Origin of the sequence: Saliphagus infecundisoli, from assembly GCF_020177375.1 — an archaeon.
GTDB lineage: Archaea > Halobacteriota > Halobacteria > Halobacteriales > Natrialbaceae > Saliphagus > Saliphagus infecundisoli.
Genome location: NZ_JAIWHV010000001.1, coordinates 622,721 through 641,168, shown reverse-complemented (window position 1 = coordinate 641,168; position 18,448 = coordinate 622,721). Strand labels below are relative to the sequence as shown.

Sequence of the window (18,448 nt, the reverse complement as noted above, 5' to 3'; positions counted from 1 at the left end):
AGCCATCCGCCGACCGATACGGCGGAGCAGTTAGGACGGCTTGTCGTCCGGATCGACCACCCCGACCGCACGAACCGGCGCGCCGTCGCCGCCGATCGGGAGCGGGTGGGCGCGCAGTTCGAACCGCTCGGGCACCCGATCGAGGCCGGTCAGGTTCTCGAAGATCAGCCGGTCGTCCCCCAGCAGGGCGTGGTGTGCCGGGGCCCCGTCGGGTTCGGCCTCCCGGGCGTTCGGCGACGGCGTCGGGTCCGGGTTCAACGTGTCCGTGCCGACGGCGTACCCCTCCCGGACACACCGCCGGGCGGTCTCGGGGCTCAGATACGGATGGTCGAGATACCGATCGGTCTCCCAGTGGTCGTCCCAGCCGGTGTGGAAGACGACGCAGTCGACGTCGCTCTCGGGCACCCGGTCGGGCAGGATCGGGTCGCGAGCCGAGAGGTCGAGGCAGTCGACCCGGACCGTCTCGAGGACGAACCGCTCTATGGGGAACTCCTCGAGGGCCCTCCCGTCGCGTTCGGTGTGTGCGGGGGCGTCGACGTGGGTCCCAGTGTGGCTGCCACAGCCGAGTTCGCGCACCCGGTAGCCGTCGATCGCGAACTCCCGCGTCGCGGCGAGGCTGACGTCGGGATCGCCCGGAAACGTTTGCATCGAGGGTTCGATTGGGTGTGACAGGTCGTACACGATCGGTCGAACGACGGAGTCGGGGATATGGATTGTGCACGGGCCCGGAAGTCGTCGCCCGCGGGACCCTCACCGGACGCGGGTCGTCGCATCCTTTAAGCCGCGCCGGGGTATAGCATCGGCTATGGTTCAGTGCGAGATGTGTGGCGCCGAGACGTCGTCTCCCAAGACCGTCAAAATCGAGGGGGCCGAGTTGGACGTCTGCTCGGACTGCACGGACTTCGGCACCGAGGTACGTACCGAGAGCGCGTCGAGTACGTCGACCAAGTACTCGACGGACTCCGACTCCGCCTCGGGGTCGGGATCCGGTTCGACGGGGGGAACCACCGCCTCGGCCGGCGGTGGCGGCGGCTCGCCCCCGGACATGTTCGACGACATGGACGAACTCGTCACTGACTACGACGAGCGGATCCGCTCGGCCCGCGAGGACCGGGAGCTGAGCCAGTCGGATCTCGCCGACGAGTTGAACGAGAAGGCGAGTCTCATCCGCAAACTCGAGCGCGGCGACACCCTGCCGAGCGACCGGGTCCAGTCGAAACTCGAACGGTTCCTCGATATCGGGCTCTCGGCCGACGGCGGCGCCGGGGGCGACTCCGAGTGGAGCGGGGGCTCCTCGACGGGCAGCTACACGCTGGGGGACGTCGTCAAGCGAAAGGACTAGCGTCGAAACCTATTTCTTCCGCCGGCCACCCTCTGGGATATGTTCGTCCTCGTCAACCTGAAGACCTATCCGTGTGACCCGGTCGAGGTCGCCGAAGCCGTCCGCGACGTAGACCGGGAGACCGAAGCGACCCTCGCGGTCGCCCCCCAGGCCGCCCATATAGAGCGCGTCGCCGAGACGGGCGTCGAGACCTGGGCCCAACACGTCGACCCGATCGCACACGGCAGCAACACGGGCGGGACGCTCGCCGAAACGGTCGCCGACGCGGGCGCGGTCGGCACCCTGATCAACCACTCCGAGCGCCGCCGCCGGCTCGCGGACATCGACGGCGCCGTCCGGGCGGCCGACCGGGCGGACCTCGAAACGGTCGTCTGTGCGAACAACCCCGCCCAGATCGGCGCCGCGGCGGCGCTCGGTCCCGACCGGGTCGCCGTCGAACCCCCCGAACTGATCGGCACCGGGACCCCCGTGAGCACGGCCGATCCCGATATCGTCGCCGAGGCCGTCTCGGCCGCGGCGGGCGTCGATGGCGAGGTGTCGGTGCTCTGTGGGGCGGGGATCACCGACGGCGAGGACGTCCTCGCCGCGGCCGACCTCGGCGCGGAGGGCGTCCTGCTCGCAAGCGGCGTCGCGAAGGCCGACGATCCTCGAGAAGCGCTCGAGGCGCTGGTCGAACCCCTTTGAAGCGCGGCACGACCGAACCGGGAGAGCGATAGGCCCGGAGTCCCGACTCCCGGCCATGAGCGAGACCGCACGCGCGCGCTCCGGGCTGGTCGCGATCGATCACCGGACGGCCCTCGTGGCGGCCGGCGACCTCCTCCTGTTGGCGGGGCTCCTGATCGTCGGCGTGATCCAGCACGGGACCGATCCGCTCGCCGACCCGCTCGCGACCGCGGAGACGATGGCCCCGTTCGTGCTCGCCTGGCTCCCGGTCGCCGCCCTCGCAGGGCTGTACGCCGCCGACGCGTTCGCGTCCCCGGGGCGGGCGATCCGGCTCGTCACGGTCGGCTGGCTCGCGGCCGCGAACGTCGGCCTGATACTGCGGTCGTCGCCGGCTTTCGACGGCGGCGCGGCCTGGCCGTTCAACCTCGTGATCGCCGGCCTGGGACTCGTCGTACTGGTCGTCTGGCGCGGGGCGGTCGCGGCCGTCTCCGCGCGCCGCTGAAGCGACCGACGTAGCCGAAACCTTCCTCGAAACCGTTCGTATCGACAACCAGTTCCGGTCGAGAGGATTTTTCGATGATGAGTGGTCGTTCGGATCTCTTCTCGGAACGAAACCACACATTTGAGGGAGAACTCCGGGTATTGGAGTTCCTGATAGATAATGCAGGAAGTGGCTGATCCCGTATGATTCGGCCGTTCTCACGAGAAATAACACTCGTATAAGTTATCGGTCCCGTTCTCAGTGATTCCACAGCACTTCCCGAATCAATATTCCCCGATTATGGGGAACACTTATATGGCTATTTCCCATACTATGGAGTAGATTATGGCTGGATATTATGACATCGTCTTGGGCCTCATTCCGCTCGCACTGCTCGGCATCACGGCCGCACTGACCGTCGTCGGCGCCTCCGTGACGACCGCCGTCCCCGTCGGCGCCGTCGTCGCCATCGGCCTCATCGGCCACGCGATGTTCGTCAACGCACCCACGGACTCGCCCGCGGCCGGCCGACCCGCCCGAAGCAACCAGTCCCCGCTCAACGCTGACTGAGCCGATCGCCTCTTTTTTCTCTTCGCGCCCGTATTCCCGTCCATGACGCTGTTTCTGACGAGCGAGGAGGTTTCCGGCCTTGCGACGCCCACGGAGTACGTCGAGGCCGTTCGCCGGGGCTACCGCGAGCGCGGCGAGGGCGCGCCCGCCGAACCCCGCGAACGGTTTATGCGCGAGGAGCCCGCGGGAATGTTGACGAGCTACGGCGCCCTCCTCCCGGAGACGGGCGCGATGGGCGGCTACATCTACGCCGCCGGCTTCGGGAGCGAGGACGCCTGGTTCGTGACCCCCATCTTCGACGCCGACAGCGGCGAGCCCCTCGCCCTCCTCGACGGTGCGAGCATGAATCCCTACAAGACCGGCGCGGCGGGCGCCGTCGGCGTCGACGCCCTCGCCCGCGAGGACGCCCGGACGGTCGCAGTGATCGGCTCCGGCGCCCAGGCGCGGGGCCAGCTCCGGGCGACGGCGACCGTCCGCGATCTCGAGACGGTTCGGGTGTTCTCGCCGACGGTCGAGAACCGCGAGGCGTTCGCGAGCGAGTTCGACGACTCGCTTTCGGCGGACGTGCGGGCGGTCGAGTCGGCGGCGGCCGCCACGGAGGGCGCCGATATCGTGATCACGGCGACGACGGCGAGCGAGCCGGTCGTCGAAAGCGCGGACCTCGCGGCCGGCGCCCACGTGACCGCGATGGGTCAGTACCATCCCGACAAACGCGAACTCGACGCCGACACGATCGCGCGGGCGACGTACGTCCCCGACCTCCGCAAGCGCGTGACCGAGGACGCGGGTTCGTTCATCGCGGCGATGGAGGCCGGCGCCGTAAACGAAGCGGACGTCCACGCCGAACTCGGCGACGTCGTCGCGGGCGAGGCGCCCGGCCGGACGGACGACGAGGGGTTGACGGTGTTCGACAGCGGCGGGACCGGGATCGAGACGGTCGCCGCGGGCGCCATGCTCTACGAACGTGCCCGCGAGGAGGGATTGGGCACCGAGATACCCTTCGCGCCGGCCAGCGAGGCGCTGACTGGGCGCTGAGGCGTCCCCGCCACCGATCTCGGGACGGGCGGGGGCGGCGGGTTCAAACCCTCGGACCGCGTACTCCGTGGCATGTCCCGCGCGGCGGAGCTCGCGGCGACCCTTCAGGAAATCGACTCGCTCGCGGTCGTCGCCCACGACAACCCCGATCCGGACTGTCTCGCGAGCGCGCTCGCTCTCGAGACCATCGCGGAACGCGAGGGCGTCGAGCGGACCGTCATCGTCTACGGCGGCGAGATCTCCCACCAGCAGAACCGCGCGTTCGTCCAGGTGCTGGAGATCGGCGTCCGGAAGGTCAACGACGTCGACTTCGGCGAGTACGACTCGGTCGCCTTCGTCGATCACGCGGGACCGGCCTCGCGGGTCGGCGCCGACCTCGAGCCGACCATCGTCGTCGACCACCACCCCGGTACCGAGAGGGAGGCGGCGTTTTCGGACGTCCGGACGGGCTACGGCGCGACGGCGACGATCCTCGTCGAGTACTGTCTGGAACTCTCGATCCCGTTCTCCTCCCGGCTCGCGTCGGCGCTGCTCTTTGCCCTGCACCGTGAGCGCCTCGACTTCGTCCGCGAGCCGACGATCCGGGAGTACGAGGCGGCCCTCGCGGTCTACCCCGGAGCCGATCTCGAGGTCCTGGAGGGACTGTACGGCGCCGCGTTCACCCCGGAGACCATCGACGCCATCGGCCGGGCGATTGCCTCCCGAGAGCGCCGCGGATCGGCGCTCGTCGCGAGCGCGGGCCGGACCACCGAAACCGACGCGCTCCCCCAGGCCGCCGACTACCTGCTCAACGTCGAGGGCGTCGATACGGTGTTGGTCTACGGCGTGACCGACAGCACGATCCGGCTCTCCGCGCGCTCGATCGACCCCCGGATCCACGTCGGCAAGGCCGTCGAGCGGGCCTACGGCGATCTGGGTGCCGTCGGCGGCCACCACGACATGGCCGGCGGCCGCATCACGTTGGGGCTGTTCGCCGCCGAGGTCGACGACGACCGCCTGCTCGCGCTCGCCGGCGAGCGCGTCGCCGGCCGGTTCTTCGCCGAACTCGGGCTCGCGTAGCCTGCAGTCTCCGGCGAGGGCTTTTGGCGCCGACGCCCCTACGGCGGGTGATGACAGAAGCCCTGTTCGTCGTCAGCGAGGAAGGCTACTGGGGAGAGGAATGCGTCGAACCGCTCGAGACGCTTTCGGATGCGGGCGTCGAGATCACGGTCGCGACGCCGTCGGGCTCGCCGCCCGTGATCGACGAACGGTCGATCGATCCCGACGAGGTCGGCGCGGAGACCGCCGCCCACGTCGAGGAGGTCCACGCGAGCGACGAGCGGCTCAACGACCCGATCCCGGTCGCCGAGGCCAGCGCGGAGGAGTACGACGCCGTCGTCTTCCCGGGCGGCCACGGCACCGAGTGGGACGTCAACCAGGACCGCCACGCTCGCGGGCTGCTCGCGGCGGCCGTCGAGGACGAGGCGGGCCTCGCGCTCGTCGTCTGTCACGCCGTCGGCCTGCTCGCCTTTACCCGGGATCGCCACGGGGCCTTCCTGGTCAACGGCCGGTCGGTCACCGGCTTCCCCAACGAGTGGGAGGAGGGGATGGTCGACGACGCCGACCGGATGGACGACGGCCGGAAGCTGCCGTACATGGTCGAGGACGAGGTCGAGGCCGCCGGCGGCGACTGGGACGCGGAACTCGACGCCGAGACGAGCGTGACCGTCGATGGCGACCTGATCACGGCGCGGGGCCCCGAATCCTCGGCGGCTGCGGCCGAGACCCTCCTCGACGAACTCGAGGGCTGAACACGCCCCTGCCGGGTACATGCCTTTCTGCCGGGACCGGTAACCCGTGGACACACGATGAGTCCCATGATTCCCACGATGGCGCGAACCGCCGATGGCGAGACTGCCGAAGGAGCCGTCGGAGCGATCCCCGAGCCGGTCCGGAAGCTGATCGGCGAGTACGGGCGGGACGGCTCGATCTCGATGGCCGCCGGAGCGATCTCGGTGGTCCGCGGGCTCCAGCTCATGCGGTCGAACCGGAGCCGGGGGTTCGCGAAGCTGCTGTTCGGGGCCGGCTGGATCATGATCGGGCTCGTCCAGCGCCAGTACGCGACCGACGGCGGCCGCGGGGACCGCTCGGAGGAACTCGACGAGACCCTCGGCGACGAGATCGAGGCCGACGACGTGACGCCCGGCGAGACCGACGACGACATGGCCGCCGCGAACACGATACCCCCGAGCGGCGTCGGCGAGCCCGAGGGCCACGACGTCGGCGAGGCCGGCGAGGTCGAGACGGCAGCGGAGCCCGCCGAGATGACGGGTCCGAGCGGCGAGGACGCCGTTCCCGAGGAGGACAAAACGACCGTCCCCGACGAGCCCCCCACGAGCGGCGTCTCGATGGTCGGGGAGGACGACGAGGAAACGGACGAGGACGAGGCCGACAGAAGTGGCGAGGACGACGAAGCCGACGAAGCCGATCAAGCCGACGAAGCCGAGGAGGACGAGGAGTAGCCGCCGAATCAGTCCACTTTTACCCGACGGCGGGGAACGGAGGGGTATGAGCTTCGAGGAAGACGACCGGGTCGTCCTGTCGGACAAACACAGCGAGTTCGACGGCGAGACCGGGACCGTCACCCAGACGATGGAGTCGATGTTCGGCGACACCACCTACACCGTGAGCTTCGAGGAGGGCCAGGAGACCGGCGTCCCCGAGGACGCCCTGGAGGCCGCCGAGGAAGACGACGACGGGGACGACGTCGACGCCGAGGAGTAAGGTCCCGCGATCCCGCTGCACTGTCCGAGATGCCACATATCCCGCTTCACTACGTCGACTTGCGGACGTTTTGCTACGCCACCGAGGACGAAAAGCGCGTCGAGTCGGCGCTTCGGACCCTCCTCCCCGACGGGTTCGAAATCGAGCGCGCCGAGAGCGAGGGCCACTACGGCGACCGCATCCTCGTCCTCTCGGCGCGCGTCGAGAACGCCGACGGGATCCGGACCGTCCTCGCGCGTCTCGCGGCGATCGAGGAGGGAGACCGGCTGGTCTCCGAACTCGACGAGCGGGTGACCGAGAACACGGAACTCTTCTTCAGAGTGGACAAGCAGGCGGCCTTCCAGGGGGAGGTCGTCATAGGCGAGGGGATCACCGTCCGCGCGAAGGTCGAGGCCTACCCGGCGACCAAGGAAGCCGCCGTCGAGAACGCCCGCGAGGTGCTGGAGGAACTCGAGGCGGAATCCGGCGAGGACCACGAGGAGGCCAGCGGCTAATCGCTCATCCGCGAGCGGGTCGCTTTTCCCAGTGGGGGTCAAGCGGCTCGTATGGACGTACACATCGTCGGCGGTGACCCCGTTCGGGAGGCCGTCGTCGCCGCCCTGGAGGACGTCGAGGTCCGGGTCCGGGAGGGCGACCCCGCGGGCGTCGCGGAGGCCGACCTCGCGGTCGTCGCCGCCCGCTCCGGAAGCGGGACGCTCGAGCGGGCGAACGAGGCCGCCATGGCGGGCGGGACGCCCTGGATCGCCGTCGAAGTCGGCGGCGTCGGCGGGAGCGGGGGCGTCGACGCCGCGGTCGCGGGCTTTCCGGGGATCGAGCCCGGCTGTTATGACTGCCTGCGAACGCGGGTCGAATCGACGAGTGGCGATCCCGGCGGAGAGGAAGACGGGGAGACGAGCGCGGACGCACCGGAGGGGGCTGAGACGCCGGAGGTCCCCCGCCACGTCGCCCGCCTGGCGGGCGCGGTCGCCGGCCGGGAGTTCGTCTCCCTGCTGGAGGACGACGACCGTTCGATCATGGGCCAGGTGGTCGAACTCCCCCACGCCAGACGCCGGCTCCTCCCGGTTCCCGGCTGTGAGTGTGGTCGCGAGCGCGAGCGCGACCTCGGGCGGGACGACGACTCGCTGGGAGTCGAGGCCGCGGTCTCCCGCGCCGAGGCGGCGATCGACGACCGGGTCGGGATCGTTTCGACGATCGGCGAGGTCGAGTCGTTCCCGGCGCCGTACTACCTAGCGACGATCGCGGACACGACCGCCTTCAGCGACGCCGCGGCCCCCACCAACGCGGCGGGGGTCGCCGAGGACTGGAACCCGGCGATGATGAAGGCCGTCGGCGAGGCTCTCGAGCGCTACTGTGCCGGAGTCTACCGCGAGACGGACTTCCACCACGCGCCGCCCGCCGATCTCGGGCGGGCGGTCTCGCCGACGGACCTCGTCAGACCCGACTCCGCCCCGGAGATCGACCCCGACGCCGAGCGGCGCTGGGTCGCAGGCGAGGAGCTATCGACGGGCGAGTCGGCGTACCTGCCCGCGGCGGCCGTCCAGTTCCCCCAGCCCGGAAAGCGGCTGGTGCCCGCGATCACGACCGGGCTCGGGCTGGGTTCCTCGACGGTCGGTGCCCTGCTCGCCGGGCTGACCGAGACCATCGAGCGCGACGCGGCGATGCTCTCGTGGTACTCGACGTACGAGCCCCTCGAGCTCGCCGTCGACGACGAGGGATTCGAGGCGCTCGCGGGCCGCGCCCGCGGCGAGGGCCTGTCGGTGACGCCGCTTCTGGTGACCCAGGACGTCGACGTCCCGGTCGTCGCCTGTGCGGTCTCGCGGGAGGGCGAGTGGCCCCGCTTCGCGATCGGCTCGGCGGCGGGCCTCGACGCGAACGCGGCCGCCAGAGGCGCCCTGGAGGAGGCAATCCAGAACTGGATGGAGCTTCGGTCGATGGGCGAGGAGGGAAGCGACGCGGCCTCCGGCGCGATCGGCGAGTACGCCGACTTCCCCGAGCGGGTCCGGGAGTTCCTCGACTGTGAGGGGCGCGTTCCCGCCGACTCTGTCGGCCCCGATCCGGTTCCCGAGGGGAGCGAGGCCCTCGACGCCGTCGTCTCCCGCGTCGAGGCGAGCGGACTGACGCCCTACGCGGCCCGGATCACGACGCCGGACGTCGCCGACCTGGGGTTCGAGGCGGTTCGCGTCGTCGTGCCGGGCGCCCAGCCGCTGTTCACGGGCGAGCCCTTCTTCGGCGAGCGCGCCGGGACGGTCCCCGAGAGCCTCGGGTTCGAGCCCCGACTCGACCGCGAGTTCCACCCGTATCCGTAGGTCACCCCCCGGTAGCGGGATGGAGTTGGAGAGAGCCGGGAGTGAGGAACGAACCGAAGCCTCGGCCCCGTACCATTATGTAGGTGTATTTATAAGATGTATTCATGCGGAGCCGAATGGCGGCGCTCGGGGCGGTTTTCCTCCTGATCGGGGGCGTTCTGACTGCAGTCATCGCGCTCACGTTCCCGGAGTTACCGTCGACGTACTGTACCGACGTTGGATACAGAGGCGATCCGCCGGGCGGGTTCGAGTATTACAGCTATGCCGGGCTATCGATGGTCTACTCGCCGGACGGAGGCGTGAACCGATGTGATACGCCGGTCGTGACGTACGCGATCGCGTCGGTCGCCGTCGGCTGTGGCGTCCTGGGTTTCGAACGCCGGGGCCGATGAACCGGCTCCGGACGGGCACGAGTCGGCGCTCGGAAGAGAGTAGCTGTGAAGTGGCCGATTCGGCGGGCTGCCGCTCCCTACGCCTCCCAGCGGGCGTCGGCCAGCGTCCGCTGGACGACCTCGTTGCCGACCGCTTCGGCGAGGGTCTCGAAACCCGCACGCTCGCTTCGATCGCCCGCGTTTGCCACCAGCCGCGAGACGATGAACTCCGGGGTCGAACGCCCGACGGTGTCGAAGCGGGGCTGATAGTCGACTACCAGATCGAGGTCGGGATCGAGCCCCTCCGCGAAGATGCCGTCGACGCGTGCTTCGGGGGGAAGGGGCTCCAAGTCGTCGGCGAGGTGGGTGACGAAGACCCCGAGCGCCTCCCGGCCGACCGTCAGCCGGACCAGCCCGTGGAGCAAGTCGGCGGCGCTTCCGGGCTCGGTGATCGCCTCGAACTCGTCGACGAGCATCAGGGTTCGGCCCTCTCCCGACAGGGGCGGGACGATGGACTTGAGCGTGGACTCGAGGACGCCCGCGTTGAAGCTGGCGTGACGGCGGTGAAAGACGAGCGACTCGACGGGCGTCACCTCCGCGCGCTCGGCGGGCACCGGCAGCCCCATCGTCGCCAGCAGGACGACCTGACAGCAGGTCTCGAGCAGCGTCGTTTTCCCGCCGCTGTTCGCGCCGGTGAGGACGGCGACCCGCCCGGGCGGGACTTCATCGACGCCGTGGTCGCCGAGCGCGTAGGTGACCGGCTGGACCGCCTCCCCGCCCGCGGCGAGCGCGAGGTTGCGCGCCCCGACGACCGCGAGCGAGGCCTCCCTTCCCTCCCGGAACGCCGGGCGGGTGCAGTCGTAGGCCTCGGCGAACCGGGCCAGCGAGAGGTGGAAGGCGATCTCGTCTACCGCCTCGATCGCGACCTCGACCTCCGCTTTCGTCTCCTCGAGGGTCTCCTCGAGGTCGGCCCGGACCGCCCGCTCGCGGTCGTCGGCGGCCTCCCGGAGCTCCGAGCGGAGTTCCCGCAACGTGCTCCCGACGAAGTCGGTCGCGTCGGTCGCGTCCGTCGGCATCGCTGCCCGGACCCGGTCGATCGTGACGTCGGCCTCCGAGCGAAGCCGCTCCTCGAACGCGTCCCGAAAGCCCTCGACGTCCGCCACGCCCGCGGACTGGAGCTCCTCGATCAGGGAGAGCGCGTCGGCGTCCATGTCCTCGACGGCGCCCAGGCCCGTCCGGAGCCGGTCGAGTTCCTCGTCGGCGCCCTCCCGGACCCCCTCGTCCTCCAGGCCCTCGAGCGCGGTCGCCGCCGCCGCGAGGCGCTCGCGGTCGATGTCGGCGATCGCGCCGAACGGCCCCGCCTCGACCCCGGCGTCGATCAGGGCGAGAGCGGCCTCGACGGCGGCGCGGTCGCTTCCGCCGCGGTCGTCGTAGCGGCCGTAGGCCGCGAGGACCGCCTCGCGCTCTCCCTCGGGGAGCCCTGCCCAGGCCTCGCGGGCCCCGAGCACGCTATCGAGGCGGTCGTCCATCGCCTCGACGGTCGTCAGCGGCGTCAGTACCCGGATCCGGTCTGCGGCCCGCCCGGTGACCGCGTGCTCGACCGCGAGGTCGAGGACCTCCTTGTACGCCCGGCGGGCGTCGCTCGTCGCGAGGGTGTCCATCCCCTCGCCGCCGGTGGCCCGCCGGAGGATCCGCGTCGCCCGCCCGCGGGCCAGCCCAGCGTCGGACAGCGCCCGGACGTCCCCGCGCTCGATCGCCCGTACCGCCCGTTCGGCGCCGAGTTCGGAGACCAGCCGCTCGCGGGTCTTCGGCCCGACGCCCCAGTACTCCTCGAGTCGCATGCCCGATGGTTCGGAGGAACCGTCTTGAAGACTGTGACCGGCGGCCGAAAACGGAGGCCCGGCGACCCCACGGCGACGGGGGCCGGGTGGCGGTGGGGCCGGGCGGTGGGGACGCCGCCCGGAGAGAGACATGAGCCGGTCGGGGAACCGACGACCGCGGGGCCGGCGTCGGCGAGCGACTCCGGCGGGGATCTCCTCCCCGCGGCCGACCGGACGGTCGAGACGACCTTCGTTATGCGGAGACTGTAGCCCGGGCCGCGATCGCAGGGCCCGCATACGGCCCCTCTCCCCCGCCGGCAGCCCGCTGTCCGCCCCTACGCCAGCGTCCGCTCGACGTACTCGAGGATGTTATCGGATTCGGACATCGTCACGCCCCGATCCTCGTCGACCAGGACGGGGACCCCCCGCTGTCCCGAGACCCGCTTGACCTCGTTGCGATCGGCGTGCAGGGCGTCGGTCCAGACCGTCTCGTACCCGATTCCGATCTCGTCGAGTCGGTCGGCGACCTTCTCGCAGTACGGACAGCCCTCGAGTTGGTACAGGGTGATCGCCATGCCCGTCACTCGCCGCCGGAGCCTAAAAGAGCCGAGGGTGGCGGTCGAGCCCGCCGGAAAGGCGGTCGGCATCGCCCGGTTTCGCGGGTAAACGATCGCATTCTCCGGGGTAATACGGTGTATATCCGGGGTAATCGGAGGATGGGATCGCGACCGCCCGGGTTACAGCCCGGATAACTACGATCCGATACCGGGTGTGCACTGCCATGATCGAATGCGCGAACTGCGAGACCGCCCAGTTCCTCCAGATCACCCGGAGCCGCGTCTACTTCGAGGCGGACGAACTGCTCCGCGAGATCGACGAACGCTACGAGTGTACCCTCTGTGGGGCCACCGGGAGCTACACCTACACCGGAACCGACAACGAGGTCGATCCCGACGCGAGTGCGACGGTCGCGGGCGGGGTCACACTGACCCGGCGAAAGCCCGAGCACGCCTGATTTTTCACTCGCCGTTTTCGCTTTCGTCGCCGACGTCGAGGGGCCCGTGCTCGCCGTCGTCGTACTGCCGGCGATCGACCGCCGCCGCCCGCCGGCGGGCGTCCCACTCCGAAAAGAGGCCGTACTCGGTCATCGTCTCCATCCCCGCGATCGCCGCACTAAGCTTGATCCCCACGAGCGGGACGTCCGCGACCGTGACGATCACGTCCGCCCGCAGGATCGCGCCGTCGCGGAGGACGACGTCGAGGAGGTCCACGAGGGCGTCCTCGTCCTTGCTGGGTTTCACTCTTCACCCCCGCCAAGCTCCGGAACGAACGTGTACGGCGGCCACGGCCCCGTAAATCGGACCTCGATCCCCTCCCGATCGGCGACGGGATCGAGCGCGGCACCGACCGCCTCCTCGCGCTCCTCGGCGACGAGCAGCGTCAGCCGGCAGATCGTCTCTCCCTCCCGCTCTCTCCCACTGCCTCCGGCGAGATCCGCGGCCGGCGACCGGTCGAGCTCGTGGACCTCGCGTGTGTGCTCGGCGAGGCGGTCGGCGAGATCCGCCGTGAGCTCCGCCCGGCGGTGCTCCCGCAGCGTCTCGACGCGTTTCTCGTACTGCTTCTCCACGAGAAACCCCGTTCCCTCCCCGCTCCCGTCGATGCGCTCGCGGAGGTCGGCGAGCTCCTCGTCCGTTTCTTCTAGCCGATCCGCGGACGGCGGGTCCCGTTCGACGACCTCGACCCGGTACTCCCAGTGGCCGGCGAGCGACGCCAGCAACTCCCGAAGCCGGTCGCCCTCCGCGGCGAGCCACTCCTCGACGGCTTCGTCGTCACCCCGGAGGATGGTGTCGAACTGGAAGGGAATCGGCGTGCCGAAGGCCTCCCCGGCGTCGTCGACGACCGACTGGTGGCGGACGAGCCACCGCCGCACGCGCCCGAGGTCCGCCGAGTCGTAGACCTCCTCGCAGGAGTGGACCACCGCGGCGATCCCGCCGTTCGTCACGACCGATACGGGTTCGTCGGAGACGCCCGTCGCCTCAAAGGCCTCGACCGGGCTCCCCTCGTCGACCGAAACCACACAGTAGAGGTATCGTCCCTCGTCGATCTCGGGGGGCCCCTCGCCGTCCTCCGCGTCGGCAGCATCGACGTCGCCGGCGGCCACGCCCGGATCGAGCGGCCCGTCCCCCGTCACTCCCCTTCACCCCCGAACACGGAGTAGCCGGGCTCGTGGGGCGAGGTCTCGCTTCCGAGGCGTTCGATCGCGTCCGAGACGATCCCGTCGAGATCCCCCCGGAGGTCGGAAACGCCCTCCTCGATCCCCTGATCGTCTTTCAACTGCTCGATCTCGGCTTCGATCGCCGCGAGCTGTTGGCCCAGCCGTTCGACCTCCTCGTCGGAGAGCGTCCCCGACTCCATCCGGCGGATCGCCTCCCGCTCCAAGGCGTCGACGAGCAGTTCGACGACCGTCACGACCAGCGTCATGACGCCGTCGCTTGCCTCCCCGCCCTCGACGTCGATCGTGGTCATTCCCCACCTCCACCGCCGTCGCCGCCGGGTTCGGCCTCCGCCTCCGCTCTCTCGTCCGCACCGCCGTCGTCGTTTTCGGACCCGTCCTCGCTTTCGGACCCGTCGTCCGTATCGAGCGGTCCGCCGTCGAAGACGTCGACGTCCCCCCCCGTCGGCGTCTCGGGATCGGGGCGCGCGCTCCGGCTGTCGGTGCTGCGATCGTTCGCCTCGCTCTCCTCGCTCACGTTCACCCCGCGGGTCGCGTCGATCGGTGCCGTCGCCTCCTCCTCGGCGATCGAGGGGTCGCCGACGGCCGCCGCGACTCGTTCCATGTCGGTCCCTTCGGGGAACTCGAGGCCGTACTCCGCGGCGGTCTCGAAGGAGGCCAGCGCCGCCCGGAGCTGGATCCCCAGGAGCTGGGTGTCGCCGACCGAGACGGCGATGTCGGCGTTGATCACGACGCCCTTGTCCAGCAGCATCTCGACGACCTCCGCGAGGTCGGCCTGCTGTCTGCTCGGCTGGACGCTATCGACCATCGTCACCCCGCTGGGCGCGCTGGCGCTCTAGCTCCGCCTCGAACCGCCGTCCGTAGATCCGCTTTCGGGTGGGACCGTTCGAGTGACGGACCTTCCGGGGCACGGTCGAGGTCCGGGCGACGGAAGGCAGGTCGCCCCGCTCTACGGGCATCGTCGAGGCCGCCGTCGGGTTCCGCGAGGAGGAGCTTCGGTCGGTCCGGCGCATCTTCTCTCTGTTGAACTCGTAGAGAGACTGGAACTCGCCGTGGGTCGCGATCAGCGCCTCGCGGAACTCGTCGATCCCCGCCATCGCGGCCTGCTGGATCATCGCCTGGTAGGCCTCGGTCTCCTCAGCGTCCATCCCGAAGGAGTCGCCGTCGCTGAAGTCGATCGAGCCGACCTCCTCGGCGAACTCCTCCCCGAACTCGTCGCCCAGGTCGCCGAGGTCGTCGGTCCACCCCTCCCCGTCTCCACCCTCCTCGTCGATCATCGACTCCGCCGCCTCGTCCAGAAGGCTTCCCTCCTCGCTTTCCTCCTCTACCTCCTCGAGTTCGTCGTCGAGTTCGCGGGCGGACTCGAGGAGGTCGTAGATGTCGACCGCGTCCCACAGCTCCGTGACGTTGATCGCACGGGCCAGCCGCCCGATCCGGACGACGTCGTCGCTCTCGCCGTCGGCGATCGCGTCGGGGATCTCGCCCGTGTCGATCGCCTCGAGGGCCGTCTCGCGGTCGATCGCCTCGGGGAGCTCCGAGAACTCGATCGCCTCCAGGAGGTCGATCGCCTCCTCGACGAGTTCCGAGAGGGCCTCGAGATTACCGACTAGCGACTCGACCTGGTCGTGGGTCAGCTCCTCGAAGAGAGTTCGGTCGTCGGGGTCGCTCCCCTCGAGTTCGAGATCCATCTCGTCGAGGTCGTCGATCGCGTCCTCGGCGGCTTCGAGGAGCTCCTCGAACCGATCGCTCATCGTGTCTCGCCCCCCTCGCCGTCCTCGTCGTCGGGTTCGACGGTGACGGTGAGCATGCCGTTCCGGACGACGGCGTCGGCGGCCGAGTCGGGCCAGGGGACGTGGACGCGTTCTAGCTCCCGGCCGGCGACGCCGACGACGAGCGTCGAGTCGTCGAAGCCGACGGTGACGTCGTCGGGATCGGCCCCCGAGATGTCGGCGGTGACGATCACCTCGTCGTCGTAGGTCCGCGTCGAGACGTGGTGGTCGTCCGAACGGCGCCGAACGCGGCCGCCTCCGTCTCCCCCGCGCGAGCCGGGCGGCCCCGAGGGCCGCCCGGCGCGCGAGGGCCGCCCGGCGCGCTCGGACAGTCCCGTATCGCCGCCCAGGCCCTCGAGACCCGACCGGATCGAGACGTCGTAGTCGAGCCCGGACCGGCCCGACCGGTTCTCCAGGCGTTCTAGGGCGTCGATGAGCGTCGAGATCCACGACCCTCCGCGGGCGCTCTCTCGCCGGTCGTCGCTCCGGTCTCCGTCGTTCGGTGGTCGGTCGGTCATGATCAGGTCTTCACCTCCACGCGCCCGCTCGCGAGGTCCTCGTGGACCTCGCGGGCGAGTTCGAGTTCGGCCTCGAGTCGCTCTCTGGTCTCTTCGTACTCGGACTCGGGGCGCTCGCCGAGTTCGTACAGCAACTGGTTTTCCTTGAGTTCGTCCTCGATGGCCTCGACGTCGTACAGCTCGTTCAGTGCGAGGGTGTGGAGCGTGTCCACGATCCCGACGAACGGCCGAACGAGGAGGTCGTCTACGATGAACATGGTCACTGGGCCCCGATGTGGACGTCGACGAAGCTGTAGGGGGCGAACGGACCCGTATACTGGACGAGCAGGTCGCCGCCCTCCTCGAACTCCGCTTCGAGCCGGCCGATGGCTTCGTCGAACGCCTCGCGGTTCTCCCGGTCGACGAGATACGACCGGTTCAAGACGAGCCGGTCGCTGAACAGTCCCTCCTCGACGCTGTCGGCGGCCAGTTCCTCGAGTTCGTCGTCGACGGCTCCTCTCACCGCGTCGTCGTCGACCTCCGCCCCCTCCTCGCGGACGAGCTTGAGCCCGAGTTCGACGCGGCCCTCGACGTCGGAAAGCGCCCGCCGGAAGGCGGGGCGCCCGCCTCGAAGGACGTTCTTCAACGCGCGGTCGTTGTCGAACACCATCCCGAACTGCATCGGAACGATCGTGCGCTCGCCGCCGTCCATCAGCTCCCGGAGGATATCGTCGTGGCGGCGGGCGTCCTCGTCGGTCCGTTCGGGCTCGGTCGTGTCGATGTCGGAGACGACCGCGCCCAGCCGGCTGTGCTCGATCGTGTAGATCCGGTCGGCGCCGCCGACCGCGTCGATCTCGCGGTCGACCCCGTCGCCGGCCTCGACGACGCCGTAGACGTAGCGGTTCGTCACCGGCGGGTCACCCCGGGCTCCGCTCGGCTCCCGTGACCGTCGTGGCCACCGTCGGTCCGGTCGCGATTCATGCTCGTCCTTCCGCTCACGCAGGGATAAGTTGCCGGATTTGATGCCCTACTGATCGGTTTCCGGGGCCGCCTGCGTCGGCGCCCGGTCGGTCCCGGGCGGAACCGACGCCGGAAACGGACGGAGGCGGGACGGCTACCGGCGAGCGATCGGCTCCCCATCATGGACGTCCCGTCGCGTCGGCCAGTCCTTATGATGGTGCTTGCACTGGCAGACTGAACCGTCATACTGATCCGTCCGCGAAGTGAGGACGCGACTATGGCACAACCACAACGTAGCCGGCCGGATTCCTCGAGCCTCGCGGAAGTTCTCGACCGTATCCTCGACAAGGGCGTCGTCATCGACGTCTGGGCGCGAGTGTCCGTCGTCGGGATCGAACTGCTGACCGTCGAGGCCCGCGTGGTCGTCGCGAGCGTCGACACCTTCCTCCACTACGCCGAGGAGATATCCAAGATCGAACAGGCGACCTCCGAGGGCGACTTGGAGGACTTAGAGGAACTCGACGTCGAGACGCGACCCGAGTCCTCGCCGCAGTCGGCCTCCGAATAACTCGATGGCCGACGGATCGAGAGAGCGCAAGGTCCGGGGCCGGAAGATCGCGACCGACCGCGAGCAAAAGGAGCGACGGTGGGCGAAAAAGCGCCTGCGATCGAACGGGGCCGCCGATGCGTCCGGATCGGCCAGCAGCGCCGGAAGCGGGGACGCCGGCGACGCCGACGGGCTGATGAGCCCAGAGGAAGCCGCCCCCGATCCCTTCGTTCGGACCGACGAGATCGAAGCGCTGTCCGACCGGATCACCGGCTGGATGGCCGCCGACCAGCCGGTCCACCTGATCGGTCCGACCGGCGCCGGCAAGACCGCCCTCGCGCTCGCGGCCGCCGCCGACCGGGGCCGGCCGGTCGTCTGGATCAACGGCGACGAGGCCGTCGACACCGCCGCGCTCGTCGGCGCCCACGCGGGCGCCGAGCGCTACGAGGAGGACGATCAGTACGTCAGCGGCGTCCGCAAACACACTGAGATCGTCCGGGAGCGGTGGGTCGACAACCCGCTGTCGGTCGCCGCCCGCGAGGGCGCGACGCTCGTCTACAACGAGTTCTCCCGGAGCCCGCCCGCCGCCCACAACGTCCTGCTATCGGCGTTCGAGGAGGGAATCCTCGAACGGCCCGGCAAACGTGGCTCGGAGCGAACGATCGACGTCCACCCCGAGTTCCGCGCGGTCCTGACCTCGAACACGATCGAGTACGCCGGCGTCCACCGCCCCCAGGACGCCCTCCTCGATCGCACCGTCGGCGTCCATGTCGGCTTCTACGACGAGGAGACCGAACGCGAGATCGTCGCCGCCCACACCGATCTCGACGAGGAGCGGATCGAGCGGGTCGTCGAGGCGACCAGAGCAGTACGGGAGGAACTCGACGGCGACGTCGTCGTCGGCACCCGAGCCGCGATCACGGCCGCGAGGGGGCTGGTCGTGTTCGGCAGCGACGACGCGGACGACGCCACGCTCGCCGACGTGCTCGCGGACGTGCTGGCGCCGAAGGTCGCCGGCGAGGACGACCTGCGCGGACTCCGCGACCGGATCGAGTCCGCGATCGCGTAGGTCTGCGGGGCCGAGCAGTCGA

27 protein-coding genes are annotated in these 18,448 nt (G+C 70.0%); 16 read left to right on the top strand and 11 right to left on the bottom strand.

What is annotated here, in order from left to right; translation table 11 throughout:
* Nucleotides 1-30: 30 nt before the first annotated feature.
* A complete protein-coding gene (locus tag LCF40_RS03580; RefSeq protein ID WP_224827577.1) occupies nt 31-684 on the bottom strand; it encodes a cyclase family protein in 654 nt (217 codons plus the stop codon).
* A gap of 121 nt (nt 685-805) precedes the next feature.
* Here LCF40_RS03580 and LCF40_RS03575 point away from each other — a divergent pair, with 121 nt between their 5' ends.
* From LCF40_RS03575 to LCF40_RS03520, 12 genes are all read left to right on the top strand, one after another.
* Complete coding sequence (locus tag LCF40_RS03575) at nt 806-1,342, top strand: multiprotein bridging factor aMBF1 (protein ID WP_224827384.1); 537 nt, start codon at nt 806-808, stop codon at nt 1,340-1,342.
* A gap of 39 nt (nt 1,343-1,381) precedes the next feature.
* The gene (tpiA, locus tag LCF40_RS03570) at nt 1,382-2,026 is read left to right on the top strand and encodes a triose-phosphate isomerase (RefSeq protein WP_224827383.1); all 645 of its coding nucleotides are present in this window, start codon (nt 1,382-1,384) and stop codon (nt 2,024-2,026) included.
* 55 nt (nt 2,027-2,081) lie between these two features.
* The gene (locus LCF40_RS03565) at nt 2,082-2,507 is read left to right on the top strand and encodes a DUF3054 domain-containing protein (RefSeq protein ID WP_224827382.1); all 426 of its coding nucleotides are present in this window, start codon (nt 2,082-2,084) and stop codon (nt 2,505-2,507) included.
* A 324-nt stretch (nt 2,508-2,831) separates the two neighbouring features.
* Entirely contained in the window at nt 2,832-3,056 is a 225-nt protein-coding gene (locus tag LCF40_RS03560; protein WP_114575666.1) for a DUF8015 family protein, read from the top strand.
* A gap of 42 nt (nt 3,057-3,098) precedes the next feature.
* Complete coding sequence (locus tag LCF40_RS03555; RefSeq protein WP_224827381.1) at nt 3,099-4,091, top strand: ornithine cyclodeaminase family protein; 993 nt, start codon at nt 3,099-3,101, stop codon at nt 4,089-4,091.
* Nucleotides 4,092-4,163: 72 nt separating this feature from the next.
* Complete coding sequence (locus LCF40_RS03550) at nt 4,164-5,150, top strand: DHH family phosphoesterase (protein WP_224827380.1); 987 nt, start codon at nt 4,164-4,166, stop codon at nt 5,148-5,150.
* Nucleotides 5,151-5,200: 50 nt separating this feature from the next.
* Nucleotides 5,201-5,881, top strand: coding sequence for a type 1 glutamine amidotransferase domain-containing protein (locus LCF40_RS03545; protein WP_224827379.1), 681 nt, complete (start codon nt 5,201-5,203; stop codon nt 5,879-5,881).
* 57 nt (nt 5,882-5,938) lie between these two features.
* The gene (locus LCF40_RS03540; protein WP_224827378.1) at nt 5,939-6,592 is read left to right on the top strand and encodes a hypothetical protein; all 654 of its coding nucleotides are present in this window, start codon (nt 5,939-5,941) and stop codon (nt 6,590-6,592) included.
* A 46-nt stretch (nt 6,593-6,638) separates the two neighbouring features.
* Entirely contained in the window at nt 6,639-6,854 is a 216-nt protein-coding gene (locus LCF40_RS03535) for a DUF1918 domain-containing protein (protein ID WP_114575671.1), read from the top strand.
* Between the two features lie 29 nt (nt 6,855-6,883).
* Nucleotides 6,884-7,348, top strand: a complete 465-nt coding sequence (locus tag LCF40_RS03530; RefSeq protein WP_224827377.1) for an RNA-binding protein — start codon at nt 6,884-6,886, stop codon at nt 7,346-7,348.
* A gap of 51 nt (nt 7,349-7,399) precedes the next feature.
* Complete coding sequence (locus LCF40_RS03525) at nt 7,400-9,160, top strand: YcaO-like family protein (protein WP_224827376.1); 1,761 nt, start codon at nt 7,400-7,402, stop codon at nt 9,158-9,160.
* Between the two features lie 116 nt (nt 9,161-9,276).
* Nucleotides 9,277-9,552: a hypothetical protein gene (locus LCF40_RS03520; RefSeq protein ID WP_224827375.1), complete on the top strand. Its 276-nt coding sequence runs from the start codon at nt 9,277-9,279 to the stop codon at nt 9,550-9,552.
* A 77-nt stretch (nt 9,553-9,629) separates the two neighbouring features.
* Here LCF40_RS03520 and LCF40_RS03515 read toward each other — a convergent pair whose 3' ends face one another.
* A complete protein-coding gene (locus LCF40_RS03515; RefSeq protein ID WP_224827374.1) occupies nt 9,630-11,372 on the bottom strand; it encodes a MutS-related protein in 1,743 nt (580 codons plus the stop codon).
* Between the two features lie 24 nt (nt 11,373-11,396).
* Between LCF40_RS03515 and LCF40_RS03510 the strand changes: the two genes are divergently transcribed.
* On the top strand, nt 11,397-11,621 hold the full coding sequence (locus tag LCF40_RS03510; protein WP_224827373.1) for a hypothetical protein: 225 nt from the start codon (nt 11,397-11,399) through the stop codon (nt 11,619-11,621).
* A gap of 65 nt (nt 11,622-11,686) precedes the next feature.
* On the opposite strand, the gene LCF40_RS03505 is transcribed toward LCF40_RS03510, so the two are convergent.
* A complete protein-coding gene (locus tag LCF40_RS03505) occupies nt 11,687-11,926 on the bottom strand; it encodes a glutaredoxin family protein (protein WP_224827372.1) in 240 nt (79 codons plus the stop codon).
* 206 nt (nt 11,927-12,132) lie between these two features.
* Here LCF40_RS03505 and LCF40_RS03500 point away from each other — a divergent pair, with 206 nt between their 5' ends.
* Nucleotides 12,133-12,366, top strand: coding sequence for a hypothetical protein (locus LCF40_RS03500; protein ID WP_224827371.1), 234 nt, complete (start codon nt 12,133-12,135; stop codon nt 12,364-12,366).
* Nucleotides 12,367-12,370: 4 nt separating this feature from the next.
* On the opposite strand, the gene gvpM is transcribed toward LCF40_RS03500, so the two are convergent.
* From gvpM to LCF40_RS03460, 8 genes are read right to left on the bottom strand one after another with little or no spacing between them, the layout of a single operon-like run.
* Nucleotides 12,371-12,652: a gas vesicle protein GvpM gene (gene gvpM, locus LCF40_RS03495; RefSeq protein ID WP_224827370.1), complete on the bottom strand. Its 282-nt coding sequence runs from the start codon at nt 12,650-12,652 to the stop codon at nt 12,371-12,373.
* Nucleotides 12,649-13,542, bottom strand: coding sequence for a gas vesicle protein GvpL (gene gvpL, locus LCF40_RS03490; RefSeq protein WP_380683279.1), 894 nt, complete (start codon nt 13,540-13,542; stop codon nt 12,649-12,651). The genes gvpM and gvpL overlap by 4 nt, the downstream gene beginning before the upstream one ends.
* Nucleotides 13,539-13,877: a gas vesicle protein K gene (locus LCF40_RS03485; RefSeq protein ID WP_114575680.1), complete on the bottom strand. Its 339-nt coding sequence runs from the start codon at nt 13,875-13,877 to the stop codon at nt 13,539-13,541. Before LCF40_RS03485 ends, gvpL begins: the two co-directional genes overlap by 4 nt.
* Entirely contained in the window at nt 13,874-14,392 is a 519-nt protein-coding gene (gene gvpJ, locus LCF40_RS03480) for a gas vesicle protein GvpJ (RefSeq protein ID WP_114575681.1), read from the bottom strand. Before gvpJ ends, LCF40_RS03485 begins: the two co-directional genes overlap by 4 nt.
* On the bottom strand, nt 14,382-15,335 hold the full coding sequence (locus LCF40_RS03475) for a magnesium transporter (RefSeq protein WP_224827369.1): 954 nt from the start codon (nt 15,333-15,335) through the stop codon (nt 14,382-14,384). Before LCF40_RS03475 ends, gvpJ begins: the two co-directional genes overlap by 11 nt.
* Entirely contained in the window at nt 15,332-15,871 is a 540-nt protein-coding gene (locus LCF40_RS03470; protein WP_224827368.1) for an Hsp20/alpha crystallin family protein, read from the bottom strand. Before LCF40_RS03470 ends, LCF40_RS03475 begins: the two co-directional genes overlap by 4 nt.
* Nucleotides 15,872-15,873: 2 nt before the next feature.
* On the bottom strand, nt 15,874-16,128 hold the full coding sequence (gene gvpF, locus LCF40_RS03465) for a gas vesicle protein GvpF (RefSeq protein ID WP_224827367.1): 255 nt from the start codon (nt 16,126-16,128) through the stop codon (nt 15,874-15,876).
* A 2-nt stretch (nt 16,129-16,130) separates the two neighbouring features.
* Complete coding sequence (locus LCF40_RS03460; RefSeq protein WP_224827366.1) at nt 16,131-16,760, bottom strand: GvpL/GvpF family gas vesicle protein; 630 nt, start codon at nt 16,758-16,760, stop codon at nt 16,131-16,133.
* 327 nt (nt 16,761-17,087) lie between these two features.
* Here LCF40_RS03460 and gvpA point away from each other — a divergent pair, with 327 nt between their 5' ends.
* A complete protein-coding gene (gene gvpA / locus LCF40_RS03455; RefSeq protein WP_114575686.1) occupies nt 17,088-17,378 on the top strand; it encodes a gas vesicle protein GvpA in 291 nt (96 codons plus the stop codon).
* Between the two features lie 4 nt (nt 17,379-17,382).
* On the top strand, nt 17,383-18,426 hold the full coding sequence (gene gvpN / locus LCF40_RS03450) for a gas vesicle protein GvpN (protein WP_224827365.1): 1,044 nt from the start codon (nt 17,383-17,385) through the stop codon (nt 18,424-18,426).
* Nucleotides 18,427-18,448: the final 22 nt, after the last annotated feature.